This window comes from Dechloromonas hortensis (assembly GCF_009469765.1).
In the GTDB taxonomy this organism is placed as follows: domain Bacteria; phylum Pseudomonadota; class Gammaproteobacteria; order Burkholderiales; family Rhodocyclaceae; genus Azonexus; species Azonexus hortensis.
Genome location: NZ_SSSQ01000011.1, coordinates 63,074 through 86,689, shown reverse-complemented (window position 1 = coordinate 86,689; position 23,616 = coordinate 63,074). Strand labels below are relative to the sequence as shown.

Here is a 23,616-nt window from a genome sequence, read left to right as displayed (position 1 = left end):
TTTATTGCTCCAATTTGAAAATGATGGGGACCAGGACCCAGCTCTGGACGGCGGTGTCGCCGCGCTTGGCCGGTATGAATTTCCAGTTGCGAACGGTTTTCTGGGCCGCCTCGTCGAGACGGACGCTGCCCGAGGAGGTCTTGATGTCGACGCTGTCGGCGGTGCCTTGCGGATTGACCAGGACGCGCAGGATGACCTTGCCTTCCTCGCCCATCCGGCGCGACAGCGGCGGGTAGGACGGGGCCGGGTTCTTCAGGTAATCGGCGTCGAAGCGGGCCTGGCTGACCGGCTCGGCGGCCGGGATGGGGGCCGGCTTCGGCTCGGCCGGGGCGACGACCGGCGCCGCGGGGGCGGGGACATTGCTGTTGGTCGCTTCGATGACCGGGGTCGGTGCTTTCGGGGTCGGCGTGCGCTGCTGCTTGACCGGCTGCGGCTTGACCATCGGCAGCGGCTTGGCGACCGGCGGCTTTTCAGCCTCCGGCGGTTGCAGCAGATCGACGACCAGCGGCATTTCCATGATCTGCGGCATCACCGTCTTGGCGGCCAGGACGAGCAGAAAAACGCCGACATGCAGGCCGATGACAACGCCGAGCAGACCGCTGCGCTGGAAGGGGGAAGGACGGGAGAGGGCGTAACTCATGGCGGTGTTTTTCAGGTTGCGCCAGTCGCCATCAGGGAAAAAACCCTTGGCTCGCTGGCGATAAGCTTGCTGGCTACGGGAACGAGAGATTTACAACGGAGAAAAACTTATTTGGTCAGGATCAGCTTGTTTTCGCGGGTGACGCGCAACAGGTAACGCTGGCCGGCATGGTCGATTTCAACCGCGCTGTTGCCGCGCAGGATTTCCTCGCTTTCGACGCGCGGCCGGGCCGGGCCGAGTTCGGCGGGAGGGGGCGTGGGGATGGCTTTCGGCTGAGTGTTCATTGGTGGCATGAATGCAAACGAGAATGGATCGTATTATTTTGTAATTGAGAATTGCTGTCAACAACTTGTTTGGCAAAGCCTGGAACTTCAGGCGACCGTGATGGTCTCCGTCGGCGTGCAGGCCGCACTGACAATGCGGCCAAAGCTGGAAACGCCGGCCCCCTTGATGAAGACGCACTGCTTGCCGCTGCGCTTGCACTGTTCCTTGACCCGCCAATAGGCGTTGTGACTGATGCAGCCGGCCTGGCAGACGACGAGGTCGGCCGCCGACAGCGCCGCGTCGATCCGGTGCAGGCTTTCTTCCAGGCCGCCGTCGTGATGCAGGAAGCGGCCGCCGCGCTGCTCGACGATCTGCCGGTAGGCGTCCACCGCACCCGAACGACCGCCGACGCAGAGGATGCACTTGCCGGAGAGGTTGGCAGCCTGCTCGTCGTCAGCGGAGTGCGGTGCGACGGCGGCCTGGTCGCCGGCGGCGAGCAGGTGGCGGATGGTTTCGTCGGCATGGCGGGCCAGTTCGCGCAGCCGTTCGACTTCTTCCTCCAGATCATTCAGCCTGGCGGTCAGCGCCGTGGCGCGGCCTTCGGCGTCGCTCGCCCGGCGGGCCAGGGCCTGCCGGTCCTTGAGCTCGGGCAGGGTCTGGCGCAGTGTGTCGAGTTGGCCGGTCAGGTTGGCGGCATGGGCTTCCTTGCCGGCCAGTTCGATGCGCAGATCGGCGACGCGTTGGCCGAGGCTGCGGGTTTCCCGCGATTTCTCACCGCGCTGGGCTTCGACTTCGCTGCGTGCCGCGTCGAGTTGACGACGCAGTTGCAGGTTCTCGGTCTGCAGGGATTTCAACGCGTTCAGTTCGGCCCGGGTGCCGGTGCCGATCTGGTGCTGGATCATGTGGATGTCGCCATAGATTTCCTGTTCGAGCAGCGCATCGCAGGCCGGATGCGTCCAACTCGCCCACAGCGCGCCGGGAATTTCGATGCCGGCCCGCACCGCTTCCCGCCATAGCTGGCGCAAGCCTTCGCCATCCTTGGTTTCGGCAAAGCGGCGGACGACCAGTTGAAAGCGTTTTTCCATGGTCTTGTGCAGCAGTTCGGCCAGTTGGCTGCGGGTTTCGCAGGCGCCGACGGCCGTGGTATGCAGCACGAAATCGGTGGTGTCGCGCGGGAAGTGCATGACCTTGGCCATCAGGCTGCGCAATTCATCGACGCCGAAACAGACGCCGATTACCGGGCAATGAAACTTGTGCGGGATGCCCCACAGCTTGCGCCGCTGCGAACCCTGGCTGGCGGCCGGCGCCGGCTCGGCGGGCGTCGGTTTGGGCAGCAACTGGGCAAAGCCGTCGGCGGTTTTGGCTTTGCCGGCGGTGAACACGCCGCCAGCGACATGGAAGGGGATATCGGACATCTCTAAGCTCCTTGGCGAAGTATCGCTGGCTGGCCGGAGATCCGGTTGGCTTGCTGTTAATGAGAATTATTATTATTTAATCGCCAACGAAGGTCAAGCGGAAAATGCCTCGATCATTTTCAGACGGCCTAGATCTTCAGGCGGACCTGCTTGGGGGCGACGCCGAAATGGCGCCGGAAAGCCGTCGAGAAATTGGCCTGGCTGCTGTAGCCGGCGATTTCGGCGGCGCGGGCGACGCTGATGCCGCTCCGCTGCAGTTCGGCGGCGGCGCGTTGCAGCCGGCGCTGGCGCCGGTAGTCGAAGATGGTCTGGCCGAAAGCCAGCCGGAACTGCTGCTGCAGCGTGTTCGGATTGCAGCCCATTTGCTGGGCGATGGCGGCCATGTCGAGCTGATTGGCGGCGCCGCTGTCGATCAATTGCTGCAGGCGGCAGATTCGCTGGTATTCGCCCGGGTGCAGGCCGGCCGGGATGTCCCGTGGCTGGCTGTCGGCCTGGGCGAGGGCTTCGGCGACCAGTTCGAGGGCCCGGCTTTCCTGGTAGAGGGCGTGCATCGGTCCGGCGAAAGTGCTCGGCCGGACCAGTTGTTCGGCAATACCAATGGCGCGGGCCGACGGCTGCCAGTGGCGGATCGACAGGTGCGGCGTGAACTGCTCGGGATCGAGTCCGGCAGCGGCGAACCAGTCGGCGGTCAGGGTGATGACCACCATGCGCTCGTGGGTACCGGCCCGGCTGCGTCGTTCGAAATCCTCCGGTTGGCTGAGCGTGACCACGGCGCCACGCGGCGTCGCGCTGGCCCCCTGGCCGGCGTCGAGGTGGAGCGGCGTGCCGCCGAAGCTGACCTCGGCATTGCCTTCGAGCTTGAGCAGCACCTTGATGCCGGGCTTGAGCAGCGGGAAGCGGGCAGTCATGTCGTGCAGATGGGTGATGTTCGTGCAATGCAGGAAGAATCCTTCGCGCAGCCGGGCCAGCGAAAAGCTGCCTTCGAGGACGGCTGCGCCGGCCGCCAGCTCCTTGCTTTCCGCCTGATGGCCGAGCCCGATGCGCTGGCTGAGCATCGCCAGGTCGAGGGCCGTGGTTGACGGCAGCGGCGCCGGCTGGCCGGGCTGGAAGGGCGGTGGGTAAATTTTCTTGGCAGCAAACATCTTCGTTGTTCCCGCAAACAAATGATTCGGAGGTTTTTGCGATACTAGCGCCCTTTGTTACAAATGAAAACTATTCGCAATTGACCGCCGGGTTTTTAATGGCGTTTGCATTTCAGGGGGGTTCGCATGCAGTCAGTAGGAAAAGGTATGCCGCGCATCAAGCCGATCGCGCTGGCTTTGTTGGGGGTTTTCTCGCTGTCGGCGGTGGCCGCCGAGGAGCCGACGCTGGCCCCGATGGTGGTCAGCGAGAAGCAGGTGCCGGAAGCGACTTCGGTCATTTTGAGCGAGGCGATCGAGCAGCGGGCGGCGCGCAATCTGCGCGAAGTGCTGCAGGACGAGCCGGGTGTCACAGTCGGCGGCGGGCCGGCGATTGCCCAGAAAATCTATGTGCGCGGCGTCGAGGACTCGATGCTGAGCACGACGCTCGACGGTGCGCCGCAGACCGGCCGGGCCTTCCATCACCAGTCGCGGCTGATGATCGACCCCGACCTGATCAAGCAGATCGAACTGGATCGCGGCAGTTCGGCGGCCAGTGCCGGGCCGGGTGCGCTGGCCGGTTCACTGCGCATGACGACCAAGGATGGTCGCGACCTGCTGCGACCGGACCAGAAGCTGGGCGGTATCGTCCGCGGTGGCGTTTCCTCGAATGAGGGCGAGCGCTTCGGCGCTTCGCTGTATGGCCTGGCCGGCGACGATTTCGATTTCCTGCTTTCCGGCAACCGCATCAATACCGACGACTACCAGGACGGCAACGGCAAGACGCAAGTCAACAGCGGCTCGACGCAGAAGAGCGGGCTGGCCAAGTTCAACTGGCGGATGGCGCCGGGGCATAGCCTGGCGGTCGGCTACCAGAGCGTGCAGGACGAAGGCGTCCGCTTCCTGCGCCCGAACATGTGGGGGCTGGGGGCCAACAATGGGCCGGCGATGCCGCAGAAGAGCGAGCGCGATACGCTGACCGCAACCTATCGTTACGACGGTAACGGCAGTGCGCCGGCCGTCGAGTTGAATGTTTTCTCCGACAAGATGACAGTCGAGCGGACGACGCCGACGGCGCAGGCCCGCTTCAACAAGCCGGCCGGCTACACCTGGGGCGAACAGATCGATGCCCAGGGCGCCAACCTGTTGCTGACCTCGAAGCTGGGCGAGGCGACCGTCCGTTACGGCCTGAACCACCACCGCTTCGAGTCGAACGCGATCAATTCCCGGCGCGTCGACAAAACCAGTACCGGCAACGAGGAAAGCGGCGTCAGCGGTCTTTTCCTCGAAGGCAGCCTGCCGCTCGCCAAGCAGTTCATCCTCGGCGCCGGCGCCCGTTACGACTGGTACAGCTACACCGACAACCACAACCAGGATTTCTCCAGCAACGGCCTGAGCCCGAACGGCAGCCTGACCTGGCTGGCGACCGAGGCGCTCAGCTTCCGCGCCGCCGCCTCGCGGACGATGCGCGGGGCCGGGCTGAAGGAGGCTTTCTACGTCGATAGCACGACCTGGAAGAACGATCCCAATCTGAAGGAAGAAAAGGCCAGCAACTACGAACTCGGCTTCAACTACGGCAGCGGCCCGTGGAGCCTGAAAGGTTCCGTCTTCCGGTTGAACATCGAGGACTTCATCACGACCGGCAGCGGCACTTCGATCACCAATGTCGGCGACATGGTCTCGAAGGGCTACGAACTGGGCGGCGGCTGGCGCAGCGGCGCCTTCCGCGTCGGCGCCGGCGTCGCCTATGCCAAGCCCAAGCTGAACGGCTACGACCTCAGTGAAACCAGCGATGGTCTCGGCGTGTCGACCGGCCGTAGCTGGAACCTCAACCTCGGCTACGACATCGCGGCGTGGAATCTTGATCTCGGCTGGACCAGCCGCCTGGTCGAGGAGCACAAGTACACCGATATGTCGAAGGTCGAGAAGTCGAAGGACGGCTACGCGGTGCATGACATCTACGCCAACTGGCAGCCGCTCGGCAAGGACCGGGTGCGGGTCACCTTCAGCGTGCGCAACCTGTTCGACAAGTTCTACTACGACCAGGGCACCTACGCCTATCTGAACAACGCCGGCAGCACGGTTTATTACGGCTATGCCGAACCGGGCCGCGACGTCCGTCTCGACCTGAGCTGGAAGTTCTGAACCTTTTGCAATGGCGACAGCCTCCGGCCCGACGGCCGGGGGCTTTTGCGATTTCCGGCACGCTCAATGGGAATTTCCATGCCTTTCCTTTCCGCTGACAAGGCTCACCTGTGCCTGCGCATCCTGGCCGCCGCGCTCGGCGGCTACGCCCTGTGCTGGGCGATTTTCTATCTGTTGTGCAGCTGGCTGCCGTATGAAAAGGCCACCGTCTGGTACCTGACTGGCCAGTTGGCGCCGCTGCCTTTTGTCGGCGTCCTGCTTTGGGCTTTCATCATCCCTTCGCCCGGGCGGGCGCTGGGCTGGCCGCTGCTCTGGGCGGCCGCCATCGCCTTGTTCGGGTGGCTGGCATGAATGCGCTCGGCAAGGCGCTGCTCGGGCTGCATGCCTGGGGCGGCATGGTCTTTTCGTGGCTGCTGGTGCCGATTTTCATCGCCGGCAGCCTGGCTGTCTTCGAGCCGGAAATCAGCCACTGGATGCGGCCGGAAGTGAAATTTGCCGATTTTTCACAGTCGACCGCAGCCATGCTTGGCGAGGCCCGCCTGCGCCAGGTCGGGGCCGAGTCCGCCGTCTGGCGGCTGCGCCTGCCCACTGAGCGGGCGCCGAGCATCGGCATCGGCTGGGGCGAGAACCCGCGCGCCCTGCAGGAAGAAACCCTCGAAGCCGTCAGCGGTCAGCCACTGCAAGTGCGGGCGACGAGGGGCGGGCATTTCTTCACCGACCTGCACGCCGAACTGCTGCTCGAAGCGCCGGGCAAGTGGATCGTCGGCGCCGTCGGCATCTTCATGCTGGCGGCGCTGGTTTCCGGCGTCCTGATCCATCACCGCATCCTGCGCGACTTCTTCACCCTGCGGCCGCGCGCCAACCGCCGCCGGGCCTGGCTCGACGTCCACAACCTGGTCGGCGTCGCGACCTTGCCCTTCCTGCTGATGATCACCTACACCGGCGTCGTCATCCTCGCCGAAGCCTTCATGCCGGCCGCCACCTACGCGCTCTACGACGGCAAGCCGCGCGCCAATCGAGCCGAGGTGCTGAAAACCTTCGAGCGCAAGGCGAGCGGCGAAGCGGGCCAGTTGCTGCCGCTGGCCGAGCACCTCGCCGCCGCCGAGCGCGAACTGGGCGCGGGCACGATCAGCAACCTGCTGATCCGCCATCCCGCCGACCGCAACGGCCTGGTCCAGGCCTATCGCCACGTCAACGACCGGCTGTCGGCGGTGGCCGACCACGTCACCTTCGATGCGGTGAGCGGCGAAGTGTTCGGCAAACAGGTGGACTGGAATCCGATGGCCTACGCCTACCGGGCGCAGGTCGGCCTGCATGTCGTGCATTTCGGCGGCTCGGCGCTGCGCTGGCTGTATTTCATTTCCGGCCTGCTCGGCGCGGCGATGATGGCGGCCGGCACCGTGCTTTTCCTGCGCAAGCGCCGCCAGCGGCATGGCGCCGGGCGCAGCCAGCGCTGGCTGGAAGCATTCGGCATTGCCTCGGTCAGCGGCGGCCTGCTCGCCTGTCTCGGCTATTTCTGGAGCAACCGGCTGCTGCCGGTGGCGCTGGATGGCCGGGCCGGCTACGAGGTCGTCGCCTTTTTCACGGTCTGGGCCGCGGCGCTGGCCCATGCCGGCTGGCGCGGTTGGGCGGCGTGGCGTGAGCAGTTCATGCTGGCCGGGCTGCTTGCCGTGCTGATCCTGCCGCTCGACCAGTTCACCGGCGGCGGGCCGGATGTCATGCGCCAGGGCTTCGATCTGACTGCCGTGCTGCTCGGCGGCTTGCTGCTGCTGATCGGCTGGCGCTTCTTCGGAGGGGAGGCAGAGCGATGACGCTGCTCTTTATTGTGGCCTTGTTGCTGATCGTCGCCGGCATGGCCGGTTTGGCGCTGGGCATGGCGCGCCATTTCCAGGCGGTTTTCCGGCACCCGCCGGCGGCCGGCGTGCTGCACTGGTGGCGCGGTGCCGGCTGGTTGCTGCTCGGCCTGGCCCTGCTGCCCTGCGTCGCCGGCTGGGGCGTGGCGATCGGCATCGTGCTGTGGAGTGGCCTGCTGGCGGCCGGGGTGATCGCAGTGGCGCTCTATCTGGCGCGCGACCGTTGAATGGCGCTGTCGCTAGCGGATTTTCCGCTTGATTTCGCCGTCGCAGCTCTCGGCGACGCGGGCGTATTCTTCCGCCGTGTCGATCAGGGCCTGGGCCGTCTTGACGCGGGATATTTCGCGGCTGATGTAGGGCAGCCAGCGATTGTCGAGTTCGTCCTGCAGGCGCGCCCGGGTTTCGCCGACCGGGCCGCGCCACGGGCTACCGGTGGCGAAGCGTTTGCTCAGCGTCGTGGCGATGTCTTTCTCGATGCTGGCGAGGTGGTCCTGGTAGGTTTTGACGTGGCGCAGCTCGTGCTCGTAAATCTCCTTGTAGGCGCAACTGCCGGCCGGAAATTCCCGGGCGACATAGACCGTCATCGGCTTGAAGCCGTAGACCACGTTGATCTGCGGGCTGGCGCACTCCATCCGGCTGCCCGGCGCGATGAAGGCCGGAATCCTGATCTCGAACTTGACGATGGCGTTGCCGCGGGTCAGGCCGAGCACCGCCTTGCCGGGCGGGCCGAGTTCGGCGCCGAGGTTGGTCAGGGTCTTGTAGCCGTACTGCAGGTTCATGCCGAGCGGGGCGTCGAGCCGCTGCAGCGTGACGGCGGGCGGCGGCAGCTGGTCGCATTCGTCGGCCAGCGCGGTGCCGGTGAGCAGGCCCAGCAGGCAGAGTAGGGGCAGGGAGCGGTACGACACTGATGCAGCAATCTCCATGGTGTTCGGCCTGGGCGGAAAAGGTGAGTGGCCGATGACCACATTGTCGCCATTTGCACGGTCTTGCCAAGTCGCAACGTGACCGCCGCCAGTTGGTGAAAATGCCGCTTTCGAGCGGGTTGACCGCCGGCATCGGGCGGTGCCGGCCGGGGGGCTGCGTCTCAGGGTAACGGGGAGGCGGACAGGGCGCTGGCCAGCTTCTCCATTTCCGCCGCCAGGTCAGCGAAGAGCGCATCAAGCCGGGCGTGGGCACCGGCCTTGGCCAGGCTCTCGAGCTGTGCAGCGCAATACTCGGCGGGTTGAGCTCCGAAGGCGGCCAGCGTGCCTTTCAGGGCATGGGCGCGCCGTTCTGTGGTGGCGCTGTCCTGGTGGGCGATGGCCTGGCGCAGCGCATCGAGCTCTCGGCGGTAGTGTTCGAGGAAGGCGGGGGCGATGATTTCGATGATTTCCGAATCCATGCTGCTGACCGCCGCGCCGTAGTCGAAAGCCGCCAGCGGCGCGGCATCGCGCTGGCCGGCCGGGGCGCGGAGCAGCAGGTGCAGCTTGGCTTCGAGGTCGGCGGCCTTGATCGGCTTGGTCAGGTAGTCGTCCATGCCGGCCGCCAGGCAGGTTTCGCGGTCGCCCTGCATGGCGTTGGCCGTCATCGCGACGATCGGCAGACGCGGCAAGCCCTGCTCGGTTTCACGCTGGCGGATTCGCTGTGTCGCCTCGACGCCACCCATCACCGGCATCTGCATGTCCATCAATACGATTTCGAAGGCCTGGCCGGCGATGGCGGCGAGGGCTTGCTGACCGTTTTCGGCGATCGTTACCTGGTAGCCGCGGCGTTCAAGCAGTACTTTGGCCAGCTTCTGGTTAACCGGGTTGTCTTCGACGAGCAGGATGGCGGGGCCGGCATTTGCCGCAGGGGCCGTGCTGGCCAGCCCGCCAGTCGGCTGGTGGGGGCGATCCTGGCCGGCTTCCGGTATCGCCTGGTCAGCGGCGTCCAAAAGACAGGGCAGCGTGAAGTGGAAGCAACTGCCGATCCCTGGCTGGCTATCCACTTCAAGCCGGCCGCCCATCAGTTCGACCAGGCGGCGGGTGATGGTCAGGCCGAGCCCGGTGCCGCCGTACTTGCGCGTCGTCGAGCTGTCGACCTGGGTGAAGGCTTCGAAGATCTGTTCGATGCGTTCGGGCGGGATGCCGATGCCGCTGTCGCGCACCGAGAAGTGCAGCATGGGCGCTGCCGCGGCGTCGCTGAGCAGGGCGACGCCGACCTTGATCTCGCCCTGTTCGGTGAATTTGATCGCATTCTCGAGCAGATTGACCATCACCTGGCGCAGGCGGACCGGGTCACAGACAAAGCGGCTCGGCAGATCGGCGGCCAGATCGCAATGCAGCGCCAGGTTTTTCTCTTTGGCGCGCAGGGCCATCGGCTGCAGCATGGTCCTGATCGTCTGCTGCAGGTTGCACTGGACCTGCTCGATGCTGAGCATGCCGGCTTCGATCTTGGAGAAATCGAGGATGTCGTTGATGATGGTCAGCAGTGCTTCGGCCGAGGTCTTGACGATGCCGACGAACTCGCGCTGCTCCGGATTGAGTTCGGAATCGAGCACGAGGTCGGTCATGCCGATGATGCCGTTCATCGGGGTGCGGATTTCGTGGCTCATGTTGGCCAGGAACTCGCTCTTGGCGCCGTTGGCCGCTTCCGCCGCTTCCTTGGCGTGCTGCAGTTCGACGCGGTCGGCTTCACGCTCTGCGACCAGGCGGGCAATCCGTTTCGAGAGCACGGTAATGTCGTCGCTGCCCGGTTCCGGCTTGAGCTCGCTGGCCGGCAACAGGCTGGCCACCACCTCGCGCAGCGCGTTGAGCGCCTGCTCCCGCGCTTCCAGCTCATTACGCAGGCTGTTCGCCGTGCGTTGCAGAACCTCGAAAGCAGGCCGGAATTCGAGCGGGACGTCGTCGATCAGCGCCGCGTTGGCAGCCTGGCCATCCCCTCGGAAATCGCGCTCGAAGCTGTTGACGCGGTCCAGCGTACCGAGCCAGTGGCGGAGCGGGAACCAGATCAGCAGCAGGCCGCCGAGCAGGCTGGCGAAGGCCAGGCCGACCGCGGTCCGGATCAGTTGCCAGAGCCCATCGGCGATGCTGTCGACAGCAAAGGACAGGCGCAGCACGCCGTAATCCCGGCCGCCGACCGAGATGGTGCGGTTGACGTCGTAAAGCTGTTCGGCGATCAGTTGCTGCAGCCAGGCGGGCGCATGCGCCCCGGCCGGGGTCGTGTTCCCGCTCTGGATGGCGCCGCCGGCGAGATCGATGAAAATGGCCGATTCGAATTGCGAGCGCAGGATCGCCTTGTCCAGCGTGCGCTTGATGGTGTCGTAGTCGCCGATCACCGCGCTGTCGGTCACCGTCTGCGCGGTGACCTCGATCAGCATGGTCGCCGACTGTTGCGCTTCCTCGACCGCCTGGAGGTACTGATACTTGTAGAAAAGTATCAGGCTGCCGCCGACGAACAGCAGCAGGGCGACCGAGTAGAGCGCATAGACGCGCCCGATCAGCGAGCGCGGCAGCAGGCGGCCGAAGATGTTCACGAAACGGATCAGCGCAGGGCGGCCGGGGCTGACTGGAAGAAGCGGCGGTAGGAGGCGTAGTCGGCACCGGTGGCGGGCAGGAAGTAGGCTTGCGGATCGAGGCCGACTTCCTCCGAGGCCTTGAGCAGGATGGCCTTGCCGGCCGGGTCGCGATGCATGCCGATAAAGGCGGCGGCAACTGCCTTGACGTCCTTTTCCGGCACCTTGCTCGACGCCATCAGTGCCAGATCGTGGTAACCCTCGGAGGTCCACAGCACACGGAACTTCTTGCCTTCGCGCAGGGTGTAGCCATCGACCAGCGCCGAATTGCTGCCGACCGCCTTGGCCTTGCCGGCAAACAGCTGGGCGAAGGCGGCATTCTGGTTGCCGGCAAAGACGACCTTGACGTCGATGCCGCGCGACAGCAGGTGGGCGTAGGGCACCTTGTAGCCAACGAAGGCTTCCGGGCCGGCGAAGACGACTTCCTGGCCCTTCAGGTCTTCGATCTTGTTGATCGGCGAATCGGCCGGTACCGCGATTTCGCCAAGCAGTGGGGGCGTCCAGCGGCGGGCGAAAACTTTCCAGCCGAGTTGCTCGCGCTCGGGGCTGAACAGGTGGTTGGAAAAGACGAACTCGACTTCCTTGGTCAGCACATAGGCGGTCGTGTCGGCCGAAGTGCGGCCGATTTTCAGTTCCATCCTGACGCCGCTTTTATCGCTGACGTACTTGATGATCGGGTTCCAGTAGGCGGCGGTCTTGTTGATGTCCCACTGGTTGACCGGTGAAAAGCGATAGGTCGTCCCCTGAGCCAGCGCGGCGGCCGGTATGCTCAGGAAAAAGGCGAGGAGCCAGCACAGTTTGCGGAGCATCGGGTAGCCGTCGTTCAAGAGTCGAAAGGCGATAGATTACAACATCACCAGCGCTGGCGGACCGGCTTCAGCACGGGCTGGCCGGGGCTTATGCCTGCGATCTTGGTGGTTTTTGCCATTTTCAGGGTGTCGACCGCAGCAATCCGATTTCCTGCGCTGTTTCACGGCCGATCAGGGTCTCGGCCAGGCTGGCCGGGATTTCGGACTCGCCGGCCGTGAGCGGCGTGCGGCCGCCCATGATTTCGGCGAAGACCTGCGGCAGGCGGGGCTGGCGTTGCGGCTCGGCATAGCCCTGCGGGTAGATCGGCTGCAGTGTCGCCGGGTCGTACTTGTCGCTGGCACCGAAGGTATGCAGCAGTTCGTGGGAGATCACCACAAGATTCTGCTTGCGCTGCTGGCGGCTGGCGAAGGCGTGGATGACGCCGAGCTGGCCTTTGCTGAGGCCGGTCGAGTGCGGCAGCGCCGGCGTCCGCTCGGGGTCGTGGAAAAGCACGAAGAGGCGGACCTGCGGTTTCGGCCCGGCGATGGCGTCGTGTCGGCTGGCCCACCAGCGCAGTTGCAGGCTCCATTGCAGGATGTCGAGGGCGCTGCCCGGCTTGGGCGGCAAGGGCGGTTTTTCATTGAGCGCCGGAGCCAGGTGCAGCATCACTGGTTGCAGCACGGTGCGCTCGTAACGCCTGCTTTCTTCCTGCAGCCATTCGCCGATCTCGGCAAAGCTGTCGTTGTTCAGTTCGCCAACGAAGCGGGCCGTGGCCGGCGAATCGTCGGCGGCAATCGGGTAGATGGCGATGTGCACACTGTGCTCCCACGCCGTCAACCGGTTGTTGGCGCGCCAGGCACCAAGACCGACGGTGGTGAGGACGATGAGCAGGATCAGGATGCGGAATTTACGAAACATGGCTGGTGGTATGCGCCGGGAATTTCGTATCATGACGGTGTGGTGCCTGCCCGGCAAGGCTATTCGCCTGATTCCGGCCCGTTTTGCCTCACCCGTTTCCCACCTTGATTGATTGCCCGGAATGAGCCTGCGCCTACGCTTTCATCTGCTGACCCTGTTTTTCTTCGTGATTTCGGCGGTGCCGGTCTGGCTTTCCGTGCGCACGTTGGCCGAGGGCATTGTCGAGCAGTGGGCGGTGCGCTATGCCGAAAAACAAGTGCTCTACGACAAGGAGCGCACGCTGCAGCCGATCCTGCGCGAGGTGGCGCTGGCCCGGCAACTGGCCAATTCGCAGTACATCCGCGAGTGGTCGCGACAGCCCGACGATGACGAGGCGACCCGGCACGCGGTAGCCGAGATGGAAAGCTATCGCCAGAATTTTCAGGACCACAACTATTTTGTCGCCCTCAAGGGCAACGGGCGCTACTACTTCAACAACGCCCAAAACGAGTTCGCCGGCCGCGAGTATCGCTACACCCTGAACCCCAAGCAGCCGAAGGATGCCTGGTTCTACGAGCTGATCCGCCAGGGCCGCGATATCCATATCAACGTCAATCCCGATCCCGAGCTGGGCATCACCAAGCTGTGGATCGACGTCCTGATCCGCGATGGCAGCGAGATCGTCGGCATTGCCGGCACCGGGCTCGACCTCGGCAGCTTCATCGGCAATGTCGTCGAAGAGAAAGTGCCGGGCGTGACCAGCCTGTTCATCGATCGGGCCGGCGCCATCCAGTTGCATCGCAACCAGGCGCTGATCGACTATGGCTCGGTCAGCAAGCGGCCGGGCGAACGCAATACGATCGACCTGCTGTTCGAGGACAGTGCCGACCGCAAGGCGATCTACGCCGCGATGAAGTTACTTGAGGTGCAGAACGGCAAGGTGGTCACCGAACTGGTCAATATGGGCGGCAAGCGCCATCTGGCCGGCCTGGTCTATCTGCCGGAAATCGACTGGTATGAAATCACCTTGCTCGACCTCGATGTGCTGCTGCCCTTCGGCCAGTTTTCGGGAATCATCCTGCTCTACGCGGTCAGCCTGCTCGGCATTCTGGTCCTCTTCAACATGACGCTGAGCCGTCTGGTGCTGAGGCCGCTCAGCAAGCTCGACGCGGCGATGGCGCTGGTCGAAACCGGCGGCCAGGTGCCGGACAGTCTCGACCGGCAGGCCAGTGGCGAAATTGCCAGCCTGATGCGTCGCTTCATGCAGATGGCCCGCGCCGTGAGCGAGGCGCGGCACGATCTGGAGGGTAAAGTGCAGGAGCGGACGCAGGCGCTCGACCGCCTGAGCAAGACCGATTCGCTGACCGAGTTGCTCAACCGGCGCGGCATGAGCGAACGGCTCGAGGCCGAACTCGTGCGCATGGCCCGCGAGGACCGGCCGGTCGGCATCCTGTGGCTCGATGTCGATCACTTCAAGCAGATCAACGATCAATATGGCCACGCGACCGGCGATTTGGCACTGAAAGCCATCGCCGGCATCATCGAGGCCGAATTGCGCCGCTACGATGTGGTGTCGCGCTGGGGCGGCGACGAGTACCTGGTCATGCTGCAACCGGCCGGCGCCGACGTGCTGGCGGCACTCGGTGAGCGAATCCGCAGCGGGGTGGCGAACTGCCGGACGGTACTCGATCCGGCCGGCGGCACCGTCCCGCTCAGTGTAAGCATCGGCGGCGCGCTGGCCCGCCAAGGTGAGGATCTCGACAGCCTGCTGCACCGTGGCGACACGGCGCTCTATGCCGCCAAGGCGGCCGGCCGCAACGTCGTCCGCCTGGCCGCGCCGGCGGACGAACTGACGCCGGCCTGATTGCCGGCCAGCCCCGCTCAGTGGCCGTCGGCCACCCGGTAGCCGGCGTGGCAGGCGACGCAGCGGCGCATGTTGTCGGCCAGCAGGTTGTTCACCGCATCCTTGTCGCCGATCTGCTCGGCGATGTCGGCGATTTCATCGAAGCCGGCGTGGGTTGCCTTGCCGAGCGGCAAGAACTCCTGCGGCGCCTTCTTGCGGATGCCCTGCACGATCGATGCCGGATTGGTGAAGTCGTCGCGATGCGCCTTCAGGCCGACGCTACGCGCCGCCGCGGCGACCGCCTTCATATCGCCGGCCTGGCTGGCGGCCAGGATGTGCTGGCTGACGGCGAGGAATTCGCGCATTTCGCTGAGCAGGAAGTTCTTCTCGCGGGCATCGAGCGGGATCGGGTGGCGGCTGTCGGCCGCCGCTTCCTGGCCGTGGCCGGCGTGCGGGTCGGCCGGGATGGCGGCCAGCGGCACGAGGAGCAGGCCGGTGAGGGCGAGCGCGGCCAGGCCGCGGATTTTGCCGGGTCCGGCGACCATAGAGATAACGGCTGACCCTGCGGTCGACGGGTCAAAAAGGGCAATTTTCATGATGGCTTTGGGCTGGGGTGATTGGGAAAGCGGCTTAGAAGCTGCCGCGCCAGGCAAGCTGGACGCTGCGGCCGGGGGCCTTGATCTCGCTGCCGGAAACGCCTTCGGTCAGGTGTTCGTGATAGGTCTTGTCGGCCAGGTTCTTGATCGCGAAGCGCAGGCTGTTGCGTTTGTCGATCTGCCAGCTGGCGCCGAGGTCGGCGGTGACGAAGCCGGCGGTGGCATTCTCGCTGCCCTTGCTGAACTTGCTGGCGACGCGGTCCTGGCGGTCCACCAGGCGCAGCGTGAAGTCGGCCTTGACGCCGGGCAGCATGCGACCGAGCCAGCCCAGTGATACTTCGTCGGCCGGCATCTGGAACAGCGGCTCGTCGAGATCGTCGTTCGTGCCGCGCAGCCGCGAATAGCCGGCGCTCAGCCAGTGGCCATCGACGAACTGCCAGCGGGCGCGGGCTTCGAAGCCCTTGATGGTGGCGCTGCCGAGGTTGATCGTCTTCTTGCAGTTGGCGGCATTGGCGGCGCCGCAGGCGGCGGTGGCGGCGCTGCCGGTCAGGATCTGGCCGGTGATGTAGTTGTCGATCTGGTTGTAATAGGCCGAAACGCCGTAGTCGACCGCCGCACTGGCACCCTTGACGCCGAGTTCGAACTGGTCGGCCTTCTCCGACTCGACTTCCGGGCTGCCGGCGTAGTAATAGCCGTCGCCGCGCAGGCCCGATTCGTAGCGCTCGCGCATGCCCGGGGCGCGGAAGGCGCGGGCGTAGTTGGCGTAGGGGCGGAACAGCGGCGCCACTTCATAGATCGCGCCGAGACTGCCGGAAACGGCGCTGTCCGAACTATCGAGCCCGGTTTTGCGGGCGCCGTTGTTCATGCTGTCGGCGTCGCCGCTGACCGTGTCGTAGCGCAGGCCGGTGAGCAGGTTGAGGCGGCCGAAGCGCATGTCGTCCTGGGCATAGACGCCGACTGCCTTTAGGCGGGCATTCTGGAACGGGTTGTTGGCGCTCAGCGTGACGAAGGGGGCGCCGCTCGCCATGTAGCGGTCGGGGTTGCCGGTCATTTCCCAGGCATTCAGGCCGAATGAGACGAGGTGCTGCGGATGGACCAGCCAGTCGGCCTTGGCGTCGATGCCGGTGGTCTCGAACGTGACCTGGTTGGTGGCGATGTCGCGGTTCAGCTTGTTGGCCCACGAGTAGATCTGGCGCTCCATGTCCTGGCGATAGACGCGCAGATCGACATTGAGCGGCGCCTCGCCGCTGCCCTGGCGGCTGTAGCCGAGTTCGAGCAGACGGCGTGCCTGGGTCGGCGAATGGACGGTCGTGCTGCCGACCAGCGGGCTGGCGTGCGGCCGGGTCGAACCGGGATACCAGACGTCCTCGTCCTTGTGCTGTTGCAGTGACAGGCGCAGTTGCTGCTGGCTGTCGAGGCGGAAGCGGTACTGGCCGATGAAGCTGTCGGAGTCGTAGCCGGTGCGCGCCACCGTGCCTTCCGGCGACTTGTAGTCGTCGATCCGGGCCAGCGAGGCGCCGAGCATCAGCGCGTGATCGCCGCTGCTCGCATTCATCACGGCGGTGCCGCGCAGGCCCTGACTGGCGCTGTCGAAACTGGCGCCGGCTTCGACGCCGACGCCGGAAACGAATTTCGCTTGCGGCAGCAGCACGTTGAGCGCGCCGCCCAGCGCGCCGGTGCCGTAGAGCACCGAGGCGCCGCCCTTGACCACTTCGACCCGTTCGGCCATGCCGAAGGACATGAAGGAGGCGATGGCGCCGGCTGGCTGCGCCGAGTTGAAGCGCATGCCATCGACCAGCAGCACGATGCTCTCCTTGCCCAGCCCGCGAATAACCGGGTTCTGGCCCTGGGCGCTGTCGTTTGAAACGGCGATGCCCGGCTCGCCGCGTAGCGCGTCGCCGACATTGGTGGCATTGCGCCGGGCAATTTCGCTGCGGTCGAGCGTCGTCGTCGCCAGCGGGGTTTCGAGATCGGCGGCGGCGTAACCTTTGGCGGTGACGTTAACCGGGGAAAGCGTGCTTTCCTGCGCATTGACCGTCGAAAAGGCGATCAGCAGGGCGGCCGCAACGGGGCTGAGGCGAGGCAAGTCCATGAACAACTCCAGTGAAGAGGGCTGGCTGGCGTGGGCTGGCTCGCCTGATGGTAATCAGAGAATATTAGTATTCTGCCAAATGAGAATGATTGTTGATTTGATTAAAGTCAGTTTTTCCCGGTGCGGCGCAGGCCTGCGGTCGACGCTCGGAAAAAGGCAAAAACCGGGGGGCAGAGCAAAAAAAATCCCGCCGACGGCAGAGCGTGGGCGGGCATTGCGCGGCGCCGTCTACCGGCGCAGCGCCCTATTTGGTCAGGATCAGTTTGCCGAGGCCGGTGATACGCAGGCTGTAGCGTTCGCCGCGATGCACGATGCTGATCTCGTTCTGAGCGCCAAACAGCTCGTGACTGGTGAAACTGGGCGGCGCGGATGCCGCGACAGGAATGGCGCCGGGCGTTTCGGCCAGGGCGTTGTACTGGCGCCCGAGAAACGGAGCTCGGATGCCTTGTTTACTGGTTTGCATGAGCGACTCCTGGACCTACATTCGAGTGGCGTAATACTCGACGATACGTTGCAGGTCGAGCGGGAAGGGGGCCGAGTTGCCATCCGGCAGGTGGCTGAGGCGGGCGGTCAGCGTCGTCCTGTCGAGGGCGATCCATTCCGGCCGTTCCAGCGCCGGGTTGTCCAGCGTGGCGCGGATGAAGGCGAGCTGGCGGTTCTGTTCGGTCGGCCCGAAGGCATCGCCGACCCGGATGCGAATCGACGGAATCGTTACCCGGCGGCCGTTCAGCGCGATGTGGCCATGGCTGACTAGCTGGCGGGCGGCGGGGATGGTCGGTGCGAAACCGGCGCGGAAGACCAGGTTGTCGAGGCGGCGTTCGAGCAGCTCGACCAGCTTGTCGCCGGTGGCGCCGCGATCCTTCTTGGCATCGAGCACGACGCGGCGCAACTGGCGCTCGGAGAGGCCGTAGTTGTAGCGCAGCTTCTGCTTTTCCAGAAGTTGCAAGCCGAATTCGGACTTGCGGCTGCTCAGCTTACGGGCGCCGTGCTGGCCGGGCGGCTGTGGCCGCTCCTGCATCGATTTGCGGGACAGGCCGGGCAGGTCGATGCCGAGGGCGCGCAGGACTTTGAGGCGGGGGCCGGTGTAACGGGACATCTTTTCTCTCTTTCAGTGAACGTGGCAACCGGGCGCGGTCAACGGGTAAAAATCGACAGGAACCGAGTTCGGGTGACACTGCACCGCTTCCCAGCCGCCCAACACTTCCTGCAAGGTACTTTTCAGGTAGGGGTTGAGGCCATCCTGTGCAGCGATGCCACGCAGATGCGCACGCAGGGCCTCGGTCTTGTTCAGGGTGGCGCCGCGCAAGGCGGAGGACGAGAGCAGGTGAATGACGGCGGCCAGTCGCAGGTCGACCGGCATGTCGGAGTTATCCATGAGGCGCTCCAGAGGTTTTGAAAAACTGGCTGGCTGGCCGGATCTCCGGATGGCTGGCTGGGTCAGGGGAAGACGGAGTCACGCCGGCTGGCGCCGGGTGAGTCCGGGTGGTGAATCGGGAATGGCTGGGCCTTGCGCTGGCTAAGTCAACGCCGATTGATGCGGCAAGCGGCCAGCCCATCGCGCTCGCGGGACAGTCGTTCGTATTCGGCATGGGCGGCGGCGATGGTCTTTTCGAGAAACCAGACCCGCTGCGCGGTGCCGGCCAGGTGGTCGTTGGCATCGCTCAGTTCGATCAGCTTGCGACCCAGTTCGATCATGGCCTGGCCGGATTCGAGCTTGGCCAGGCGCTGGCGCTGCTGGGCATTGATTTCCTGCAGGCGGCTGATCTCGTTGGTTTGCGCAACAATCTGGCGGGCGGCCAGGGTGGCGCTGCGCCGCTGGGTTTGGCGCGATTGGCGCAGAGCCTGACGCAAGGCGCCGATCTCCGATTCGAGGCGGGCGATCTGCCGGGTATCGACCGCTGGCGCCAGCGGATCGCCATCGTCGCGTTCGAGAATGCTGCGGTCTTTAAGCGGTGCAAGCATGGCGTGTTTCCTGTTGCCGGCTCAGGCGGGCGCTGGCGCGCTCGCACAGGTTTCGGGTTTCAGCATCGACGCCATCCATTTCGCAAAGGCGTTCGAGCAGGCGGACAGCATTCAGTGCCGAATGCGGGCAACCGGTTTCGTGGTGGATGAGCAGCAGGCTCAAGGCCCCGGCCCACAGTTCGCTGGATGGCATGGCCACTCCCTTGCAGCAAGATCAGGTTGAAATGCCGGCCAGCAGAAGACAGAGCAACAGGCCGGCCAGTGAGGTATTGAGAAGCAGGCTACGCATTCCGGTGTTTGGTTATTGAGAATGATTCTCATAATATGGACTGTTTTTGTTTTTGTAAATAAGAATTGTTGTCAATACCCCAAATGAATTTCTGAATGTGCGGTATCGCATGCGTCATACCGGACAATAGGCGGGGAAGGGCCTATGATGAATGGTTGGTACATCGCATACAGGAGGCGGCATGTCTCGCTGTCCATTTCGTCTATTGCTTGTCGTGTTGCTGATCGCCGCCAGTGGCGCGGTACAGGCCCGTGGTCCGTGGCGGGCCAGCGAAGAAAATACCCGGGGCTGGCAATTGATGACGCCGGAAGAGCGGGTCGAGCATCAGGCCAGGATCCGCAGTTTTCAGCGATTGGATGAATGCGAGGCCTATCAGCAGGCGCATCACCGTCTGATGTTGGAGCGGGCCGCCCGTCAGGGGCGGCAACTGAGTACCGGGGGGCGGGATATTTGCGACCACCTGCGTCCGTCGGCTGCCAGGCCTTGAGCGGCGGCGGGTTAGGCCAATGAAGCTACCTCGTCTCCTGTCGATTCCCCTGCTGACCGCGATCCTGCTCGGCCTGCCCGTCGTCTGGGCCTGGCCGGCCGGCCTGCCGCTCTGGCGCAGTCTCGGTATCGTGCTCGGCTGGGCCGGCTGCGGCCTGCTGCTGGCCAGCCTGTTACTGATGTTGCGTGAGAGCTGGCTGGCCGAACGTCTGGGCGGGTTGGAGCGCATGTACGCCTGGCATCATGTGCTCGGTACGCTGGCCTATCTCCTGCTGCTTGCCCATCCGCTGGCCCTGGCGGTCGATAACCTGGCCGAATCACCGGCCCTGGCCTGGGCGCTGGTCTCGCCGCTGACTCAGGGCTGGCCGTTGTGGTTCGGCTGGCTGGGCTTGCTCTGCCTGATGCTGGGCATGGTGGCCAGCTTCTCGCGGCGTCTGCCGTACCCGCTCTGGCGCGGGCTACATGCTTTGCTGGCTGTCGCCATCCTGTTCGGTTGCCTGCATTTGTGGCTGCTTGGCCTGGGGCCGAGCTTCTTCTTCATGCTCTTGCTCAGCCTGCTTTTTCTCGGCTGGCGTTTCCTGCGTATCGACAGCAGCCTGGCGGCCCGGCCTTATCTGGTCAGTCAGGTACAAAGGGTTGCCGCCGACATCGTCGAAATCGCCCTTCGCCCACTGGGCATGCCGATTACGGCACGGCCCGGCCAGTTCGTGCTGGTTGGCTTCGGCGATGGCGATACTTTCCGGGGCTGCGGCGAATGCCATCCGTACACGATCTGCGCGGTCGATCCCGAGGGGCATCTGCGCATTTCCATCAAGGCATTGGGCGATTGCACGCGACATCTGCAAACGGTGGAAATCGGCGTCCCGGTCGGGGTGCAGGGGCCCTTTGGCGATTTTCTGCTCGATCGGCCTCCCTTGCCGCAATTCTGGCTGGCCGGCGGCATCGGCCTCACCCCGTTTCTCGCCGTGCTGCGCGACGAGCGTCTGATGCAGCCAACGCAGTTATTCTATTTCTATCGCCGGCCTGAAGATGGGGCCTATGTCGAAGAACTCCGAACCCTGGCCGCGCGGCAGCCGTCGCTGACCCTGCACGTGCATTGCGGCGATTTCAATGCGGCGACTTTGGCCGGGCTGTTGCCGGATTCAGCGGCATTGGCGGGGCGTATCGCCTTTCTCTGTGGTCCGCCGGGGTTGCTGGGCAGTACGGCCGAAATTCTTGGGCAGCGGGGCATGGCGCCGGCGAGCATCCACTTCGAGTGCTTCGATTTCCGATGATGCGCAAACTATTCCTGCTGGCGACGGTGCTGTTCTGGGCGGTGGTGCTGGGACTCTGGCTCTTGGCCCGCAGCGCGCCAATGTCCGAACCGCCGCTACCGCTCGCCGAGAAAACCTACGCGCTGACCGAGGTCGCCCGCCATGGCGCGGAGAACGATTGCTGGATGGCCATCGATGGGCAGGTGTACGACTTGACCGGCTACCTGCCCGAGCATCCATCCAAACCGAGCATCATCCTGCCCTGGTGCGGTCGGGAGGCGTCCGACGCCTACCGGACCAAGACCAAGGGCCGGGCGCATTCACCGGCGGCCGACCAGTTGTTGCCGGCCTATCGCATTGGCCGCTTGCTGGCTGAATAGGGCGCCTTCATCTGCGCTTGGCGCTGCCAGGCCGACTCCTGCGGTGGACCGGTCAGAAATGGCAAAAATCGCCGACGAAAAAAAGCCACGGACAGGCCGTGGCTTTTTGAAAATCTTACTGGCGAAGAATCAGCGGTCGCCGAATTTCTTCTTCTTGAAACCGCCGCGATCGCCTTCGAACTTGCGCTCACCGCCGGCATCCGGGCGGCCTTCGTCCGGACGCAGGTTGATCGGCACGCCGCGGACGCGGGTGCGCTTCAGCGCGTTGGAAGCTTCGGCCGGCATGCCGGCGGGCAGTTCGACGGTGCTCGATTCGTCGTAAAGACCGATGCGGCCGATGAAGCGGCTTTCGATGCCGGCTTCGTTGGCGATGGCGCCGACGATGTCCTTGACCTGGACGCCATGGTCACGACCGACGTCGATCCGGTAACGCACCATGTCGCCAGCCGGGGCCGGGCGACGCTGCTTGTCTTCGAAACGGGGCTTGTCGCCACGCTCTTCGAAACGCGGACGGTCGCCGCCTTCAAAGCGCGGCTTGCGCTCGCGGTCGCCAAAGCTGGTCGGGCGACGCGCATCGCGGCTGTCGGCCGGCATCGGACGCGGCGGTGCCGGGTCTTCACCGGCGATTTGCAGCGGCTTGCCTTCCTGAGCCATCAGGCACAGTGCGGCGGCGACTTCTTCCGGGCCGACGTTATGTTCTTCGCTGATCTGGGCAACGATGTTGGCGAAGAAATCGAGGCCTTCGGCGTTGAGCACCTCGGCGACCTTTTCCTTGAAACCGGCGACCCGCTTGTTGGTGACGTCGGCGCGGCTGGGCAGGGTCAGCGGCGCGATCGGCTGGCGCGTGGCGCGTTCGATGGTACGCAGCATGCGGACTTCGCGCGGTGCGACGAAGAGGATGGCGTTGCCGTTGCGGCCGGCGCGGCCGGTACGGCCGATGCGGTGCACGTAGGCTTCGGTGTCGTACGGAATGTCGTAGTTGACGACGTGGCTGACGCGCGGTACGTCGATACCGCGGGCGGCAACGTCGGTGGCGATGACGATGTCGAGGGCGCCGGACTTCAACTGCTCGATGACGCGTTCGCGCATCTGCTGGTTGAGGTCGCCGTTCAGGGCGGCGGCGGCATAGCCGCGGGCCGACAGCTTGTCGGCCAGTTCGACGGTAGCGGTCTTGGTGCGGACGAAGATGATGGCGGCGTCGAAGTCTTCCTCGACTTCGAGGATGCGGGTCAGGGCGTCCAGCTTGTGCATGCCGGAAACCTGCCAGTACACCTGGCGGATCGCGGCAACGGTGGCGGTGGCCGACTTGATCTTGATTTCGCGCGGCTCGACCAGGTACTTCTGGGCGACGCGGCGGATCTGTTCCGGCATGGTGGCCGAGAACAGTGCGGTCTGGTGCTCGGCCGGGGTGCGTTCGAGAATCCATTCGACGTCGTCGATGAAGCCCATGCGCAGCATTTCGTCGGCTTCGTCGAGGACCAGGGTCTTCAGGTTGTCGAGGTTGAGCGTCTTGCGCTCCAGGTGGTCCATGACGCGACCCGGGGTGCCGACGATGATGTGGGCGCCGCGCGACAGTTGCTTGAGCTGGATGGTGTAGCTCTGGCCGCCGTAGATCGGCAGGACGTGGAAGCCGGGCAGGCCGTGGGCGTAACTTTGCAGCGCTTCGGCGACCTGGATGGCGAGTTCGCGGGTCGGGGTCAGGATCAGGGCCTGCGGCTTGCTGATCTTGACGTCGATCTTTTCGAGCAGCGGCAGCGCGAAGGCGGCGGTCTTGCCGGTGCCGGTCTGGGCCATGCCGATCAGATCGTGGCCTTCAAGCAGGATGGGAATACACTGCGCCTGGATCGGCGACGGGGTTTCATAGCCAATATCGGCCAGGGCTTTGAGTAGGGCGGAGCCTAAGCCGAGGTCGGCAAAGCTTTCGACGGGTGATGTCATGCTGTTTCCTTTCGACGCCGCTGCTTGCTTTTGTTTGCTTGCGACGTGTTGGCCCGATGGTCGGGCGGCCTGAGTTCCCCTGACGCAGCTATGCCTAGGGGGCGATTCAATGGTGAGACCTGCA

At 64.8% G+C, this 23,616-nt stretch carries 24 protein-coding genes; 8 read left to right on the top strand and 16 right to left on the bottom strand.

All coding sequences use genetic code 11. From position 1 onward, the window contains the following. Position 1: 1 nt before the first annotated feature. From GH663_RS16210 to GH663_RS16195, 4 genes are all read right to left on the bottom strand, one after another. Complete coding sequence (locus tag GH663_RS16210) at positions 2-640, bottom strand: energy transducer TonB (protein ID WP_153132730.1); 639 nt, start codon at positions 638-640, stop codon at positions 2-4. A 107-nt stretch (positions 641-747) separates the two neighbouring features. Then, a complete protein-coding gene (gene hemP, locus GH663_RS16205) occupies positions 748-924 on the bottom strand; it encodes a hemin uptake protein HemP (RefSeq protein ID WP_066883260.1) in 177 nt (58 codons plus the stop codon). A gap of 87 nt (positions 925-1,011) precedes the next feature. Then, on the bottom strand, positions 1,012-2,319 hold the full coding sequence (locus tag GH663_RS16200) for a DUF2325 domain-containing protein (RefSeq protein WP_153132728.1): 1,308 nt from the start codon (positions 2,317-2,319) through the stop codon (positions 1,012-1,014). A gap of 128 nt (positions 2,320-2,447) precedes the next feature. Next, positions 2,448-3,461 carry a helix-turn-helix transcriptional regulator gene (locus tag GH663_RS16195; protein WP_153132727.1) on the bottom strand — a complete coding sequence of 338 codons (1,014 nt, stop codon included), beginning with the start codon at positions 3,459-3,461 and terminating at the stop codon, positions 2,448-2,450. A gap of 147 nt (positions 3,462-3,608) precedes the next feature. Between GH663_RS16195 and GH663_RS16190 the strand changes: the two genes are divergently transcribed. The 4 genes from GH663_RS16190 to GH663_RS16175 all read left to right on the top strand — a co-directional run bounded on the left by GH663_RS16190 (position 3,609) and on the right by GH663_RS16175 (position 7,662). Continuing rightward, on the top strand, positions 3,609-5,582 hold the full coding sequence (locus GH663_RS16190) for a TonB-dependent receptor domain-containing protein (RefSeq protein ID WP_170291443.1): 1,974 nt from the start codon (positions 3,609-3,611) through the stop codon (positions 5,580-5,582). Positions 5,583-5,660: 78 nt separating this feature from the next. Further along, positions 5,661-5,933, top strand: coding sequence for a hypothetical protein (locus GH663_RS16185; protein WP_153132725.1), 273 nt, complete (start codon positions 5,661-5,663; stop codon positions 5,931-5,933). Further along, on the top strand, positions 5,930-7,393 hold the full coding sequence (locus tag GH663_RS16180) for a PepSY-associated TM helix domain-containing protein (RefSeq protein ID WP_153132724.1): 1,464 nt from the start codon (positions 5,930-5,932) through the stop codon (positions 7,391-7,393). The genes GH663_RS16185 and GH663_RS16180 overlap by 4 nt, the downstream gene beginning before the upstream one ends. Then, entirely contained in the window at positions 7,390-7,662 is a 273-nt protein-coding gene (locus GH663_RS16175) for a DUF3325 domain-containing protein (protein WP_083518365.1), read from the top strand. The genes GH663_RS16180 and GH663_RS16175 overlap by 4 nt, the downstream gene beginning before the upstream one ends. A gap of 12 nt (positions 7,663-7,674) precedes the next feature. Here GH663_RS16175 and GH663_RS16170 read toward each other — a convergent pair whose 3' ends face one another. The 4 genes from GH663_RS16170 to GH663_RS16155 all read right to left on the bottom strand — a co-directional run bounded on the left by GH663_RS16170 (position 7,675) and on the right by GH663_RS16155 (position 12,674). Further along, positions 7,675-8,340 carry a hypothetical protein gene (locus GH663_RS16170; RefSeq protein WP_153132723.1) on the bottom strand — a complete coding sequence of 222 codons (666 nt, stop codon included), beginning with the start codon at positions 8,338-8,340 and terminating at the stop codon, positions 7,675-7,677. Positions 8,341-8,519: 179 nt separating this feature from the next. Continuing rightward, positions 8,520-10,928 (bottom strand): ATP-binding protein, encoded by a 2,409-nt coding sequence (locus GH663_RS16165; RefSeq protein WP_153132722.1) that lies wholly within the window; start codon positions 10,926-10,928, stop codon positions 8,520-8,522. 8 nt (positions 10,929-10,936) lie between these two features. Continuing rightward, positions 10,937-11,776, bottom strand: a complete 840-nt coding sequence (locus GH663_RS16160; RefSeq protein ID WP_153132721.1) for a phosphate/phosphite/phosphonate ABC transporter substrate-binding protein — start codon at positions 11,774-11,776, stop codon at positions 10,937-10,939. Positions 11,777-11,897: 121 nt separating this feature from the next. After that, the gene (locus GH663_RS16155) at positions 11,898-12,674 is read right to left on the bottom strand and encodes a hypothetical protein (RefSeq protein WP_153132720.1); all 777 of its coding nucleotides are present in this window, start codon (positions 12,672-12,674) and stop codon (positions 11,898-11,900) included. Between the two features lie 121 nt (positions 12,675-12,795). Here GH663_RS16155 and GH663_RS16150 point away from each other — a divergent pair, with 121 nt between their 5' ends. Beyond that, on the top strand, positions 12,796-14,517 hold the full coding sequence (locus GH663_RS16150) for a GGDEF domain-containing protein (protein ID WP_153132719.1): 1,722 nt from the start codon (positions 12,796-12,798) through the stop codon (positions 14,515-14,517). A 17-nt stretch (positions 14,518-14,534) separates the two neighbouring features. Here GH663_RS16150 and GH663_RS16145 read toward each other — a convergent pair whose 3' ends face one another. The 7 genes from GH663_RS16145 to GH663_RS16115 all read right to left on the bottom strand — a co-directional run bounded on the left by GH663_RS16145 (position 14,535) and on the right by GH663_RS16115 (position 19,339). After that, entirely contained in the window at positions 14,535-15,041 is a 507-nt protein-coding gene (locus GH663_RS16145; protein WP_153132718.1) for a hypothetical protein, read from the bottom strand. 85 nt (positions 15,042-15,126) lie between these two features. Next, positions 15,127-17,184 carry a TonB-dependent receptor gene (locus GH663_RS16140; RefSeq protein WP_153132717.1) on the bottom strand — a complete coding sequence of 686 codons (2,058 nt, stop codon included), beginning with the start codon at positions 17,182-17,184 and terminating at the stop codon, positions 15,127-15,129. A gap of 244 nt (positions 17,185-17,428) precedes the next feature. Further along, positions 17,429-17,647: a hemin uptake protein HemP gene (gene hemP, locus GH663_RS16135; protein WP_153132716.1), complete on the bottom strand. Its 219-nt coding sequence runs from the start codon at positions 17,645-17,647 to the stop codon at positions 17,429-17,431. A gap of 15 nt (positions 17,648-17,662) precedes the next feature. Next, positions 17,663-18,280 (bottom strand): 30S ribosomal protein S4, encoded by a 618-nt coding sequence (gene rpsD, locus GH663_RS16130; RefSeq protein WP_153132715.1) that lies wholly within the window; start codon positions 18,278-18,280, stop codon positions 17,663-17,665. A gap of 12 nt (positions 18,281-18,292) precedes the next feature. After that, complete coding sequence (locus tag GH663_RS16125; RefSeq protein ID WP_083518363.1) at positions 18,293-18,559, bottom strand: hypothetical protein; 267 nt, start codon at positions 18,557-18,559, stop codon at positions 18,293-18,295. Between the two features lie 146 nt (positions 18,560-18,705). Then, the gene (locus GH663_RS16120) at positions 18,706-19,146 is read right to left on the bottom strand and encodes a hypothetical protein (protein WP_153132714.1); all 441 of its coding nucleotides are present in this window, start codon (positions 19,144-19,146) and stop codon (positions 18,706-18,708) included. Next, positions 19,130-19,339: a hypothetical protein gene (locus GH663_RS16115; protein ID WP_153132713.1), complete on the bottom strand. Its 210-nt coding sequence runs from the start codon at positions 19,337-19,339 to the stop codon at positions 19,130-19,132. The genes GH663_RS16120 and GH663_RS16115 overlap by 17 nt, the downstream gene beginning before the upstream one ends. Before the next feature lie 277 nt (positions 19,340-19,616). Here GH663_RS16115 and GH663_RS16110 point away from each other — a divergent pair, with 277 nt between their 5' ends. From GH663_RS16110 to GH663_RS16100, 3 genes are read left to right on the top strand one after another with little or no spacing between them, the layout of a single operon-like run. After that, a complete protein-coding gene (locus GH663_RS16110) occupies positions 19,617-19,922 on the top strand; it encodes a hypothetical protein (protein WP_153132712.1) in 306 nt (101 codons plus the stop codon). A gap of 19 nt (positions 19,923-19,941) precedes the next feature. Then, entirely contained in the window at positions 19,942-21,195 is a 1,254-nt protein-coding gene (locus GH663_RS16105) for a ferric reductase-like transmembrane domain-containing protein (RefSeq protein ID WP_153132711.1), read from the top strand. Beyond that, a complete protein-coding gene (locus GH663_RS16100) occupies positions 21,192-21,554 on the top strand; it encodes a cytochrome b5 domain-containing protein (protein WP_153132710.1) in 363 nt (120 codons plus the stop codon). Before GH663_RS16105 ends, GH663_RS16100 begins: the two co-directional genes overlap by 4 nt. 129 nt (positions 21,555-21,683) lie before the next feature. Here GH663_RS16100 and GH663_RS16095 read toward each other — a convergent pair whose 3' ends face one another. Further along, complete coding sequence (locus tag GH663_RS16095) at positions 21,684-23,492, bottom strand: DEAD/DEAH box helicase (RefSeq protein ID WP_153132709.1); 1,809 nt, start codon at positions 23,490-23,492, stop codon at positions 21,684-21,686. Between the last annotated feature and the right edge of the window lie 124 nt (positions 23,493-23,616).